We start from the raw sequence: 13,296 nt of genomic DNA on the forward strand, positions 1-13,296 counted from the left end.
CACCCGAACCGAACTGAGGAGACACGATGACCCTGCCGCCGAACACCGACGTACTCGTTGACAAGGCGACCGGCGCGCTCGCGGGCGCCGCGGTGGGCGACGCGCTCGGCGGCGCCGCCGAAGGGAACACGCCCGAGGCGATCCAGCAGCGGTACGACGGCTTCATCGAGGGGATCGTGCCGCCCTTCAACGCGGACTGGCGCAACGCCCGCCCCATCGCCCCCTACCACAAGGGCGACGGGCACATCACCGACGACACGCTCATGACCTGCGCGCTCGTCGACGTCTACGGCACCGTCCGCGACCACCTCACCGCCCACGACGTCGCGACGCACCTCGTGCCGCTGCTCATGGGCGAGAAGCGGTGGATCCCCGAGTTCGAGTCCGAGGCGCTGCTGCTCCACCGCATCTTCCTCGCCGAGAAGTGGCTCGTCGCCCGCCTCCACTACGGGCACATCGACCCGCGCGAAGCCGGGGTCGGCAACATCGTCAACTGCGGCGCCACCATGTACGCCGCCCCGATCGGCATCGTCAACGCGGGCAGCCCCGACGCCGCCTACGCTGAGGCCATCGACGTCGCCGGGGCCCACCAGTCCTCCTACGGCCGCGAGGCCGCCGGGGTCTACGCCGCCGCCGTCGCCGAGGCCATGCGCCCCGGCGCGAGCGTCGACTCCGTCGTCGCCACCGCCCTGCGCCTCGCCAAGGACGGCACCCGCACCGCCATCGCCGCCGTCACCGACGCCGCCCGCGACGTCACGGACTGGAGAGGCGGCCTCGCCGAGCTGCGCCGCGCCGTCGAGCCGTTCGACACCGTCGGCCCGAACTACCGCGCCCCCGCCATGGACGCGCGCATCCCCAGCCGCACCAAGGCCATCGAGGAGCTCCCCATCGCCCTCGGCATGCTCGTCGCCGCCCGCGGCGACTACCGCGACGCCGTCCTCGGGTCCATCAACTACGGCCGCGACTCCGACTCGATCGCCGTCATGGCCGGGTCCATCGCCGGGGCCCTCGGCGGCCTCGCCGCCGTCCCCGCCGAATGGGTCAAGGACGTGTCCGAGGCCAGCCGCATCGACGTCACCGCCACCGGCCCCGCCATGGCCGCCGTCGCCCGCGACGTGTGGGCCCGCGACGCCGACCGCGCCGCCCGGGTCGCCGACGCGCGCACCGCCTACGCCGGAGCCGCCGCATGATCCGACTCTCCTGGACCCAGCCCGAGGACCTCGTCCCGCACGCGCTCGAAGCGGCCCGCCTCGACGGCCGCGACGCCGCCGCGATCCGCGACCGCTGGACCGCCGCGGGCGGCTCCACCGCCGCCCCCGTCTCCGGCGCCACCCCCGAGCCCGCCCCGGACGCCCTGCGCGCCCTGGCCCGCGAGGTCCTCGACGACCTCGACGCGCTGGCCGACCCCGACGCGCTGCCCGCGAACGAACCCGACGACCTCGGGCCCGTCCTCGCGCTCGCCTCGCCCCCCGAACTCCCCGAACCCGGCGACCTCGGGGACCGCGTCCTCGGCGCCTGGCTCGGCCGCGCCGCCGGATGCCTCCTCGGCAAACCCGTCGAGAAGATCCCCCTCGACGGCATCCGCGCCATCGCGAAGTCCACCGGCAACTGGCCGCTCCACGGCTACTTCACCGAACAGGGCCTCGACCCCGCCGTCGCCGCCCGGTACCCGTGGAACCGGCGCTCGCGGCCCACCAGCCTCGCCGAGAACATCGACGGCATGCCCGAGGACGACGACCTCAACTTCCCGCTCATCGCCCTCACCCTCCTTGAGCGCCACGGGCCCGGGTTCACCACCGACCACGTCGCCCAGGCATGGCTCGACCTCCTGCCCGGCGGCCGCGTCTTCACCGCCGAGCGCATCGCCTACCGCAACCTCCTCGACGGCGTCGAACCCGACCGCGCCGCCGCCGTCCGCAACCCCTTCCGCGACTGGATCGGCGCGCAGATCCGCACCGACCTGTACGGCTGGACCCGCCCGGGCCTGCCCGTGGAGGCCGCGATGCTCGCCTGGACCGACGCGCGCCTCTCCCACGGCCGCAACGGCGTCTACGGCGCCATGTTCGCCGCGGCCGCCAGCGCCGCCGCCGTCACGGGCGCCTCCGTGGACGCCGTCCTCGCCGCAGGGCTCTCGGTCGTCCCGGCCCGCAGCCGCTACGCCGCGGCCGTCCTCCGCGGTATCGAACTCGCCGCAGGGGACCTGCCCGACGAGGCCGCGATCGACGCGCTCCACGCCGAGTACGGCCACCTGCACTGGGTCCACGTCCTCAACAACGCCGCGCTCCTCGCGTTCGCGCTGGCCCGCGGCGCCGGGGACTTCCGCCGCACGATCACCCTCGCCGTCTCCGGCGGCTGGGACACCGACTCCGTCGGCGCCACCGCCGGGGCGATCACCGGCGCGATCACGGGCGCGAAGGCCCTGCCCGCCGAGTGGATCAGCCCGCTCGACGACCGCTACGCGACCTCCGTGCCCGGCTTCGCCGGCGCCACGTTCACCGCCCTCGCGGCCCGCACCCTGGAGGCGTCCGCATGACCGTCCTCGTCCTCGGCTCCGCGAACCTCGACCTCGTCTACGAGGTCGAGCGCATCCCCGCGCCCGGTGAGACCGTCCTGTCGCTCGGCTTCGGCTCGTTCGCGGGCGGCAAGGGCAACAACCAGGCCGTGGCCGCGTCCCGCGCGGGCGCCGACACCCGGTTCGTCACCGCGCTCGGCGCCGACGCCTCGGGCGACCGGCTCGCCGCCGAGGCCCGCGACGCCGGGATCACGCTCCTGGACCGGCGCGTGGACGCCCCCACCGGGACCGCCGCGATCTTCGTGGACCGGCGCGGCGAGAACTCCATCGTCGTGGAGTCCGGCGCCAACGCGCTGCTCACCGACCTCACCGCGGCCGAACGCGACGCCATCGCGGACGCCGACGTGCTGGTCCTGCAACTGGAGACGCCCGTCCCCACCGTGGCCGCCGCGGTCGCGGCCGCGAAGGCCGCCGGGACCCGCGTGGTCCTCAACGCCGCGCCGAGCGGTGACGTACCCCTGGACGTCCTGTCCGACGTGGACGTGCTCGTCGTCAACGAGCACGAGGCCGCCGACCTGGCCGGGCCCGGCGATGCCGTCGGGTTCCTGACCGCCCGCGGCTGCGCCGTCATCGTGACCCTCGGCGCCGAGGGCGCTCTTGTCGGCGTCCCCGGCGAGGACCCGGTCCGGGTCCCCAGCTACAAGGTCAACGCTGTCGACACCACCGGCGCCGGCGACACGTTCGTGGGCGCGTTCGCCGCGGCCCTGGACGGTGCCGGCGGCGCCGTCGGCCTCGAAGCGCTCGTGGCCGCCACCGGCTTCGCCACCGCCGCCGCCGCACTCGCCGTGCAGCGCAAGGGCGCCGTCCCGTCCATTCCGACCCTGGAGGAGGTGCGGGAGTTCCGTGACGCACGCTGATCCCGACGAGGCCGCCACCAACACGTTCGACCCGCTGGTGCCCCGGCCCATCGACCGGTCCACCGTCCTGCCCGAAGGCGGGAAGATCGACCCCGGGGCCGGGGACATCGCGAAGATCTTCGCCGCCCCCGAGGACCCCGCCGACTGGCCCGCATGGCGCGACGACCTCGCCGCCTGGCGGGACGAGGCCCGCGCCCGCCTCGCCTACAGCGGCGAGGCATACGAGGACCCCCGCACGAAGTGGGCGTCCCGCGCGTTCGCCGTCGCCCAGGTGTGGCTGTGGGACGAGCGGCTGTTCGACCACGCCGAGCAGCGGTTCACCGTCGACCGGTTCCTGGAGTCCATCGCCGACCAGGGCGGCCTCGACGGGCTCGTCCTGTGGCACGCCTACCCCGTGATCGGCATCGACGACCGCAACCAGTTCGACTTCTACCGCGACGTGCCCGGCCTCGCCGCCCTCGTGCGCGAGTTCCACGACCGCGGCCTGCGCGTGTTCGTCGACTACAACCCGTGGGACACCGGGACCCGCCGCACCGGCCGCGACGACGCCGACGAGCTGGCCGCGCTCTGCGCCGAGATCGGCGCCGACGGCGTCTTCCTCGACACCCTCAAAGAGGGCAACGCGGACCTCACCCGCGCGCTCACCGCGACCGACCCGCCGCAGGTCCTCGAAGGCGAGTCCCGCGTCCCCAACGCGCGCATCGAGGACCACCTCCTGTCGTGGGCCCAGTGGTTCGCCGACTCCGAGGCGCCCGGCGTGCAGCGCGCGCACTGGTACGAGCGCCGCCACATGATGCACTCGATCCGCCGCTGGAACCGCGACCACTCCGGGGAGCTCCAGTCCGCGTGGATGAACGGCACCGGCGTCCTCGTGTGGGACGCGGTCTTCGGCGTGTGGGTCGGGTGGAACCGCCGCGACGAGGCCACACTGCGGCGGATGCTCCGCGTGCAGCGCGCCCTCGCCGACGTGCTCGCCGAAGGCGAGTGGGCGCCGCTCGACGGCGCGACCCCCGAGGCGGTCACCGCCGGGGTCTACGCCTCCCGCTGGACGCATCACGAGATGACCTTGTGGACCGTGGTGAACCGCCGCGACATCGACTGGATCGGCGCCCCGCTCGCCGCCCCCGCAGCGGGCCGCCGCTTCGACCTCACCGCCGGGACCGAGGTCACCGGCGCCGTCAAGGTCCCCGGCCGCGGCGTCACCGGCATCCTCGACCTCGCACCCGGTGCCGCCGTGCCCGAGTGGCTCGACGCGCTCCTCGCCGAGGCCGCCGCCGACCCCGGCTCCTCCGACTCCCGCTTCCCGGCCCGGGACGCCGTGCGCGTGCGCCCCAAGCGGTCCGCGCTCCAGATCCCGCCGAACACCGCCGTCCGGCCCGCCCCCGGGACCCGCCGACTCCCGGTGACGTTCCGGCGCCGCGAGACCGGCTTCTACCAGGGCGCGCCCTACGTCGAGGAGTGGAAGCCGCTGCCCCCGCGCCTCCACGACGACCGCGAAGAGCTGGTGACCGCCGAGACCGGCCCGGTCGCCGTGGCCGCCAACGAGGTCACGGTCCGCCAGTACCGCCAGTTCCTCGAACGCTCCGGGTACGAACCCAAGGTCCGCGACCGGTTCCTGTGCGGCACCGAGGACGCCGACCCGGCCGCGCCCGTCACCGGCGTGTCCCTCGACGACGCCCGCGCCTACGCCGCGTGGGCCGGGGCCCGCCTGCCCGACGAGTTCGAGTGGCAGCTCGCCGCCGCCGAGCCCGGGTTCGCGCGCCGCGAACCGGCCGTGTGGAACTGGACCGAGAGCGAGCACGCCGACGGGGTCACCCGCTTCGCGATGCTCAAGGGCGGCAGCGCCCACCGCTCCGAGGGCTCCGACTGGTACACCGACGGCGGCGTCAAGGACCCGTCGTTCAGCCTCAAGTTCCTCCTCCCGGGCCTCGGCCTTGAGCGCTCCAGCAGCATCGGCTTCCGCATCGCCTGGGACCTGACCCGTGAGGAGGGCGCATGACCGCGCCGCTGGAGGGCCTGCGCGTCCTCGACGTCTCGACCCTGTTCGCCGGGCCCATCGCCGCGACGTTCCTCGGCGACTTCGGCGCCGACGTGATCAAAGTGGAGCACCCCACGAAACCGGACGCCTCCCGCGGCCACGGGCCCTCCAAGGACGGCGTCAACCTCTGGTGGAAGACCCTGGGCCGCAACAAAAGAACCGTGACCGTGAACCTCGGGACCCCTGAGGGCGCCGACCTGCTGCTGCGGCTCGCCGCCGGCGCCGACGTGCTCATCGAGAACTTCCGGCCCGGCACCCTCGAACGCTGGGGCCTCTCGCCCGAGCGCCTCCACGAGGCCAACCCGCGGCTCGTCGTCGCCCGCGTCACCGCGTTCGGCCAGACCGGCCCCTACTCGGGGCGCCCCGGCTTCGGCAGCCTCGCCGAGGCCATGAGCGGCTTCGCGGCCCTCACCGGCCAGCCCGACGGGCCCCCGACGCTCCCGCCGTTCGGCCTCGCCGACGGCATCGCCGCGCTCGCGACCGCCTACGCCGTCATGGTCGCGCTCCGCTCCGCCGACCGCGACGGCAGCGGCCAGGTCATCGACCTCGCCATCATCGAGCCGATCCTCATGCTCCTCGGCGGCCAGATCACCGCCTACGACCAGCTCGGGACCCTCCAGGCCCGCAGCGGGAACCGCTCGGTCAACAACGCGCCCCGCAACGTCTACCGGACCGGCGACGGCGAATGGGTCGCCGTCTCCACCTCCTCCCAGTCCATCGCCGAACGCGTCATGCGCCTGGTCGGGCGCGAGGACCTCGTGGCCGAACCCTGGTTCGCCTCCGGCCACACCCGCGCCGAGCACGCCGACGAACTCGACGACGCCGTCGGCGCCTGGATCGGCGCCCGACCCACCGCCGACGTGGTCGCCGCGTTCGAGGACGCCCAGGCCGCCGTCGCCCCCGTCTACGACGTGCGCGGCGTCCTCGACGACCCGCAGTACCGGGCGATCGGCACCGTCCAGACCGTCGAGGACGAGGAGCTCGGCCCCGTCAAGATGCAGAACGTGCTGTTCCGCCTCTCCGAGACCCCCGGCGCGATCCGCTTCCCCGGCCGCCGCCACGGCCAGGACACCGACGAGGTCCTCGCCGAGGTCGGCGTGACCCGGGAGCAACTCGAACGACTGCGGGAGAAGGGGATCGTATGAACCCGGTCAGCGCGCTCTACGTCCCGGGCGACCGCCCGGACCGCTTCGACAAAGCCGCGGCCTCCGGCGCCGACACCGTCATCCTCGACCTGGAGGACGCCGTCGCCGACACCGCGAAGGCCGCCGCCCTCGACCACGTCACCGCCTGGCTCACCGCCCACGACGGCGACGTGGACGTCCAAGTCCGCGTCAACGTCGGCGCCGACCACGAGATCCGCGCCGTCCGCGCCACCGGCGCACCGGTGGGCCTGCGCATCCCCAAGGTCGAGACCCCCGAGGACCTCGGCGTCATCGCCCACCTCGCGCAGGGCCTGCCGCTGACCGCGCTCATCGAGTCCGCCCGCGGCCTCCAGAACGCCGCCGCCATCGCCGCCCACCCCGCCGTCGCCGCCCTCGCCCTCGGCGAGGCCGACCTGCGCTCCGACCTCGGCGCCACCGCCGAAGCCGTCCTCGACCACGCCCGCATCCACGTGCTCATCGCCGCCCGCGCCGCCGGACTGCCCGCCCCGATGCTCTCGGTCTACCCGCGCATCCAGGACCTCGACGGCCTCCGCGCCGACACCGAGCGCGGCAAGGCCCTCGGCCTGCGCGGCCGCACCGCAGTCCACCCCAGGCAGCTCCCGGTCATCCGCGAGGTCTTCGCGCCCACCGCCGACGAGACCGCCTGGGCCGAAGCCGTCGTCGCCGCCCTGGAGACCGGGGGAGTGGCGACCCTCCCCAGCGGCGAGATGGTCGACCCCGCGATGCTCGGCCGAGCCCGGAGCATCCTCGGCCGGTAGCGGGCATACTCATGCGGTGACACTCATCCGACGCGAGACCGACGGCGACCGCGCCGCCGTCCACGCCCTCCAGGACGCCGCCTTCAAGACCGCCCCCCACGCCTCCGGCCACGAGGCCGACCTCGTCGACGCCCTCCGCGGCACCGACGCATGGGACCCGCGCTACTCCCTCGTCGCCGAGATCGACGGCGCCGTCGCGGGCCACGCCCTCTCCACCTACGGCACCCTCGCCGGGGCCCGCGTCCTCGGACTCGGCCCCATCGGCGTCGACCCCGCCCGCCACGGCCGAGGCATCGGCTCGGCCCTCATGCACGCGTCCATCGGCGCCGCCGACGCCGCGGGCGAACCGGCGATCATCCTCCTCGGCGACCCGGCCTACTACGGCCGCTTCGGCTTCGTCCCCGCCTCCGCCCACGGCGTCGACCCCGGGCCCCACGAATGGGGCGACTACTTCCAGATCCGCACCCTCGCCGCCTGGACCGGCGACCTGCAAGGCACCTTCGCGTACGCCCCGCCGTTCGACCAGTTCGGCTGACACCGATGAATCCCGGCGCCCGGCCGCGTCAGAGTGGAAGGAGAGAGGAGACCAGGTGACCGACCTGCCCGAGACCGCACTGTCCAGATCAGCGCTGTGGAGCGCGATCTTCGCCGAACGCGACGCCCTCGCCGCCGACCTCGCCGGATTCGAGGACTGGACCGCGCCCTCGCTGTGCGAGGGCCTCACCGTGCGCGAGGTGCTCGCCCACCTCACCGCCGGGGCCAGCCTCACCTTCAGCAAGTGGATGGCCGGGGTCGTCAAGTGCCGCTTCGACTTCGACAAGCAGGTCGACATGCAGCTGCGCCGCCAGATGGGCGCGACGGGCGCCGAGACCCTCGACCGGTTCGCGCGGACCGCCACCAGCACGAAGCACCCGATCCCCGTCCCCGCCGTCCTCGGCGAGATCGTCGTCCACGGCGAGGACATCCGCCGCCCCCTCGGCATCCGCCGCGACCACCCGGTCCCGGTCCTGACCGCGCTGGCCGTCTACTTCCAGCGCTCGAACATGACCGTGCCCTCGGGCAAGCGCGCCGCCGGGCTGCGGCTCGACGCCGCGGACGGGCCGTTCGCCGCCGGGGACGGCCCGCTCGTCACCGGCCCGACCCTCGCCCTGATCATGGCGATGGCCGGGCGCACCGCCTACCTCGACGAGCTGGGCGGCGAGGGCGCCCCGGAGTTCTGCCAACGCTGCACCGACCTCAAGTGAGGCAACGCGAAAGCCGCCGGACCCGAGGGCCCGGCGGCTTTCGTCTTGCGTCTTAACGCAGGTCGAACCGGTCGAGGTCCATGACCTTGACCCAGGCGGCCGCGAAGTCCTGCGCGAATTTCTCGGCGGCGTCGTCGCTGCCGTACACCTCGGCGAGGGCCCGCAGCTCGGAGTTGGACCCGAACAGCAGGTCCACGCGGGTGCCCGTCCACTTCACGGCGCCGGTGGCGTCGTCGTGGGCCTCGTAGACGCCGTCGTCGGCGGTCTTCCAGGTCACGCCCGGAGCCAGGAGGTTCCGGAAGAAGTCGTTGGTCAGCTGCCCGGGGCGGTCGGTGAGCACGCCGTGCTGCGCGCCCTCGTAGTTCGCACCCAGGACGCGCAGGCCGCCGACGAGGACGGTCATCTCCGGGGCGGTCAGCGTCAGCAGGTTCGCCTTGTCCACGAGGAGGAACTCCGCGGGGATGCGGTGGCCCTTCCCGAGGTAGTTGCGGAAGCCGTCGGCCGTGGGCTCCAGCGGCGCGAACGAGTCGGCGTCGGTCTGCTCCTCGGTCGCGTCGACACGGCCGGGCGCGAACGGCGCCTCGACGTCGAACCCGGCGTCCTTCGCGGCCTTCTTGACCGCGGCGGTGCCGCCCAGGACGATGACGTCGGCCAGCGAGACCGGCTTGCCGAACGCGTCCTTGACCGCTTCGAGCTTGTTCAGCACGATCCCGAGGTTGTCGGGCTCGTTGACGGTCCAGCCGCGCTGCGGCTGGAGGCGGATGCGGGCGCCGTTGGCGCCGCCGCGCTTGTCGCTGCCCCGGAACGAGGAGGCCGCGGCCCACGCGGTCGACACGAGCTGCTGCACGGTGAGGCCCGAGTCGAGGATGCGCGCTTCGAGGTCGGCGACGTCGGCCGCGGAGAGCGGCGCGGCCTCGGCCTGCGGCAGCGGGTCCTGCCAGATGAGGTCCTCGGAGGGCACCTCGGCGCCCAGGTAGCGGACCTTCGGGCCCATGTCGCGGTGCGTCAGCTTGAACCAGGCGCGGGCGAACGCGTCGGCGAACGCGTCCTGGTCCTCGGCGAAGCGGCGCGAGATCGGCTCGTAGACCGGGTCGAAGCGCAGCGACAGGTCGGTGGTGAGCATGGTCGGCTGGTGCGTCTTCGAGGAGTCGTGCGCGTCGGGGACGGTCCCGGCGCCCGCGCCGTCCTTCGGGCGCCACTGGTGCGCGCCCGCGGGGGAGTCGAACAGCTCCCACTCGTAGCCGAACAGGATCTTGAAGAAGCTGTTGTCCCACAGGATCGGGGTGTCGGTCCAGATGCCCTCCAGGCCGGAGGTGATCGCGTCGCCGCCCTTGCCGGTGCCGTAGGCGTTCTTCCAGCCCAGGCCCAGCTCCTCGATCGGGGCGCCCTCGGGCTCGGCCCCGACGTTCTCGGCCGGTCCGGCGCCGTGGGTCTTGCCGAAGGTGTGGCCGCCCGCGATGAGCGCGACGGTCTCCTCGTCGTTCATGGCCATGCGCGCGAAGGTTTCGCGGATGTCGCGGGCCGCGGCGATCGGGTCGGGGTTCCCGTTGGGGCCCTCGGGGTTGACGTAGATCAGGCCCATCTGGACGGCGGCGAGCGGGTTCTCCAGCTCGCGGTCGCCGGTGTAGCGGGCGTCGCCCAGCCAGGTGGTCTCGGGGCCCCAGTAGACGTCCTCGTCCGGCTCCCACACGTCCTCGCGGCCGCCCGCGAAGCCGAACGTCGGGAAGCCCATGTTCTCCAGCGCCACGTTGCCGGTGAGGATCATCAGGTCGGCCCAGGACAGCTTCTGGCCGTACTTCTGCTTGACGGGCCACAGGAGGCGGCGGGCCTTGTCGAGGTTGCCGTTGTCGGGCCAGGAGTTCAGCGGCGCGAACCGCTGCTGCCCGGCGCCAGCGCCGCCGCGGCCGTCGTGGATGCGGTAGGTGCCCGCGGAGTGCCACGCCATGCGGATCATGAGCGGGCCGTAGTTCCCGAAGTCGGCCGGCCACCAGTCCTGGGAGGTCGTCAGGACCTGCTCGATGTCGGCCTTGACCGCGTCGAGGTCGAGCGAGAGGAACGCCTGGCCGTAGTCGAAGTCCGCGCCGAGCGGGTTGGCCTCGGCCGGGTTCTTGGCGAGCAGCTTCAGGTTGAGCCGGTCGGGCCACCAGCCGCGGTTGCCGCCGCCCTGCGCGGGGATCGGCGCGCGGCCGTGCGCGACCGGGCACTTCGACTCGGCGCCGGCCTCCGGGTCGTGGATGATGGCTTCGTGGTCGTCTGACATGGCTTTCCCTCCAGTCGCCGGGGAGCCCCGCACCCCTGCCGGAGCGGCCCCTACAAGGTCTAAACAACAAACTACTCGTAGTTTAGACAGAGTCTAAATGAGGGTCCCGTCAGGTCGCCCGCGACACCACCCTGCCATGCGCCGTCCGCGGGCGGCGGTGAACGGTGAACAGCCCGATATATTTGGGGCCGTGCACCCCTCGCATCTCCTCAGCGTCGACCTGGGCACCTCCCACGCCGTCGCGCTCCTGCGCTGGCCCGACGGCCGCGTGCGCCCCCTCCTCTTCGACGGGCAGCCCGTCCTCCCCGCGGGCGTCTACTGCGACGAGGGCGGCGACCTCCACACCGGCCGCGACGCCGCCAGGCTCGCGGCCGCCGCGCCCGAGCGCTACGAGCCCCACCCCAAACGGCACGCCGCCACCGGGGCGGTCCTCCTCGGCGACCGCGAGACCACCGTCACCGCCATGTTCGCCGCGGTCCTGCGCCGCATCGCCGCAGCCGCCGCCGACGTCGCGGGCACCGTTCCCGAGACCATCCTGACCTGCCCCTCCACCTGGAGCTCGACGCTGCGCGGCGTCCTCGCCGACGCCGCCGCCAAGGCCGGGCTCCCGCCCGTCGCGATCACCACCGAACCGGTGGCCGCCGCCCACTACTACCGCGCCGCCCTCGGCCGCCCCATCGGCGGCGCGCTCGCCGTCGTCGACTTCGGCGCCGGGACCCTCGACATCGCCGTCCTCGCCGCCGACGGCGACCGCCTCGACATCGTCGCCGAAGGCGGCCTCGGGGACTTCGGCGGCGTCGACCTCGACGCCGCCGTGGTCGAACACCTCGGGGCGCTCGTCGCGGCCGACCACCCCGATGCCTGGGCCGCCCTCGCCGAGCCCGCGACTTCTGAGCAGCGCCGCGCCCGCGCGGTCCTGTGGGACGAGGCCCGCGAGGCCAAGGAGATGCTCTCGCGCACCGCGGTCGCCCCGCTCACCGTCCCCGGCGTCACCGCGGGCCTCCACCTCACCCGCCACGAACTCGACCGCCTCGCCCGGCCGCTGCTCGAACCCGCGGTCGCCGAACTCGCGCGCCTGCGCGACCGTGCCGCGGCCCGCGGCCACCGCCTCGACGCGGTCTTCCTCATCGGCGGCGCCGCCCGGATGCCGCTGATCGCCACGATGGTCCACGAGGCGCTCGGCATCGCCCCCGTCCTCATCGAGCAGCCCGAACTGGCCGTGGCCGAAGGCGCCGCGACCCCGGGCCTCCCCGGTTCCAGCACCGCCCCCGAGCAGGCCGCCGCACCGGCCGACCCGCCGACCGCGATCCTGCCGCCGCCCCCGGCCCGGTCAGGTCCGCGCCGCCGCCATGCCGTGGCGGCGACGGCCGCGGCCCTCGCCGTCCTCGCCGCCGTCGTGCTCGCGCTCGTCTACAACGGCGGCCCCGAAGGGGACGGCCCGGCCCAGGCGGACTTCACGGTCGCACCGGCCCAGGGATGTCCGGAGGACGCCGCCGAACTCGTCCCCGCCGCGGGCGTGCTCCGCGGCCCGCACTTCACCGTCGAGACCGTCTGCCTCGCGTTCCTCGAACCGGACCAGACCGCCCTCATCGAGGCCCTCCCCGGCGACGTCCCCGGCCTGGAGGACGACGAGCGGCTCGCCCTCGCGTACTTCCCGAACGACGGGACGGCCCTGGCGCTCCCCGAGGGCACCGCCTACGACGTCGCCGCGACCCTCGTCCTCGGCGGCGCGACCTGGGAGCTCGACGACCTGCCTGCGCCCGGGACGGTCTACGCCGCCGCGGTGGGCGCCGACGACCCGCTCACGCTCGCCGTCACCGACGCCGACCGCACCCAGGTCCTCGACCTGCGCACCGCCGCGATCGCCGACCCCGTGACCGCCTACTACAGCGGCGAGTTCGCGCAGCGGGAGTTCATGGTCGGCTGGGACCTGTCCTTCGAGTCCACCGACGGCGAGTGGACCGGGACCGCGACCGACGACGACATCGCGGTCACCGCGGTGCGCGCGGCCTTCGACGAGGAGGAGGGCTGGCTGTGCGAGTCGGACCTGGCGGTCGTCACCTTCACCTGGGCCCAGATGATCGAGGACCTGGAGACCGGCGTCGAGATCCCGTTCGACGCGAGCGAGCACCTCAGGGTCAACGCCCGCAACGAGGACCACGCCCCCGTGTCGGTGCAGACCTCCGACGAGGAGGTGGCCGCCCAGGGGGACGACCACCGCGGCATCGCCCGCACGTTCACGGCGGTCTTCGCCGTGCCCGGCGACGCGGTCGAGATGACCGTCGCGTACACGCCGCCGGACTCGTACCACTACACCGGCGAGGGCGAGGACGTGTGGCTGTACGCCCAGGGCGGCAACGAGACCCTCTACGAGGAGCTCGACTTCACCCCGCCTGCCTGA

General features: G+C 74.1%; 10 protein-coding genes. 9 read left to right on the forward strand and 1 reads right to left on the reverse strand.

Annotated elements, in window-relative coordinates; all coding sequences use genetic code 11:
* Positions 1-26: 26 nt before the first annotated feature.
* The 8 genes from AB0A65_RS15555 to AB0A65_RS15590 are packed head-to-tail and all read left to right on the forward strand — an operon-like array spanning position 27 to position 8,635.
* Positions 27-1,190 (forward strand): ADP-ribosylglycohydrolase family protein, encoded by a 1,164-nt coding sequence (locus tag AB0A65_RS15555; RefSeq protein WP_359951739.1) that lies wholly within the window; start codon positions 27-29, stop codon positions 1,188-1,190.
* Positions 1,187-2,533 carry an ADP-ribosylglycohydrolase family protein gene (locus AB0A65_RS15560; RefSeq protein WP_359951741.1) on the forward strand — a complete coding sequence of 449 codons (1,347 nt, stop codon included), beginning with the start codon at positions 1,187-1,189 and terminating at the stop codon, positions 2,531-2,533. The genes AB0A65_RS15555 and AB0A65_RS15560 overlap by 4 nt, the downstream gene beginning before the upstream one ends.
* Positions 2,530-3,429, forward strand: coding sequence for a ribokinase (locus AB0A65_RS15565; RefSeq protein ID WP_359951743.1), 900 nt, complete (start codon positions 2,530-2,532; stop codon positions 3,427-3,429). The genes AB0A65_RS15560 and AB0A65_RS15565 overlap by 4 nt, the downstream gene beginning before the upstream one ends.
* A complete protein-coding gene (locus AB0A65_RS15570) occupies positions 3,416-5,428 on the forward strand; it encodes an SUMF1/EgtB/PvdO family nonheme iron enzyme (protein ID WP_359951745.1) in 2,013 nt (670 codons plus the stop codon). Before AB0A65_RS15565 ends, AB0A65_RS15570 begins: the two co-directional genes overlap by 14 nt.
* A complete protein-coding gene (locus AB0A65_RS15575) occupies positions 5,425-6,612 on the forward strand; it encodes a CoA transferase (protein ID WP_359951747.1) in 1,188 nt (395 codons plus the stop codon). The genes AB0A65_RS15570 and AB0A65_RS15575 overlap by 4 nt, the downstream gene beginning before the upstream one ends.
* The gene (locus AB0A65_RS15580; protein ID WP_359951749.1) at positions 6,609-7,391 is read left to right on the forward strand and encodes an aldolase/citrate lyase family protein; all 783 of its coding nucleotides are present in this window, start codon (positions 6,609-6,611) and stop codon (positions 7,389-7,391) included. The genes AB0A65_RS15575 and AB0A65_RS15580 overlap by 4 nt, the downstream gene beginning before the upstream one ends.
* A 16-nt stretch (positions 7,392-7,407) precedes the next feature.
* On the forward strand, positions 7,408-7,926 hold the full coding sequence (locus AB0A65_RS15585) for an N-acetyltransferase (protein WP_359951751.1): 519 nt from the start codon (positions 7,408-7,410) through the stop codon (positions 7,924-7,926).
* 55 nt (positions 7,927-7,981) lie between these two features.
* Positions 7,982-8,635 carry a maleylpyruvate isomerase family mycothiol-dependent enzyme gene (locus AB0A65_RS15590; protein WP_359951753.1) on the forward strand — a complete coding sequence of 218 codons (654 nt, stop codon included), beginning with the start codon at positions 7,982-7,984 and terminating at the stop codon, positions 8,633-8,635.
* A 52-nt stretch (positions 8,636-8,687) separates the two neighbouring features.
* Here the strand turns inward: AB0A65_RS15590 and katG are convergent, their stop codons facing one another.
* Entirely contained in the window at positions 8,688-10,895 is a 2,208-nt protein-coding gene (gene katG, locus AB0A65_RS15595) for a catalase/peroxidase HPI (protein WP_359951755.1), read from the reverse strand.
* A gap of 190 nt (positions 10,896-11,085) precedes the next feature.
* Here katG and AB0A65_RS15600 point away from each other — a divergent pair, with 190 nt between their 5' ends.
* Positions 11,086-13,296, forward strand: a complete 2,211-nt coding sequence (locus AB0A65_RS15600; RefSeq protein WP_359951757.1) for an Hsp70 family protein — start codon at positions 11,086-11,088, stop codon at positions 13,294-13,296.

Source organism: Glycomyces sp. NPDC047010, from assembly GCF_040644205.1.
Taxonomy (GTDB): Bacteria; Actinomycetota; Actinomycetes; order Mycobacteriales; family Micromonosporaceae; genus Glycomyces.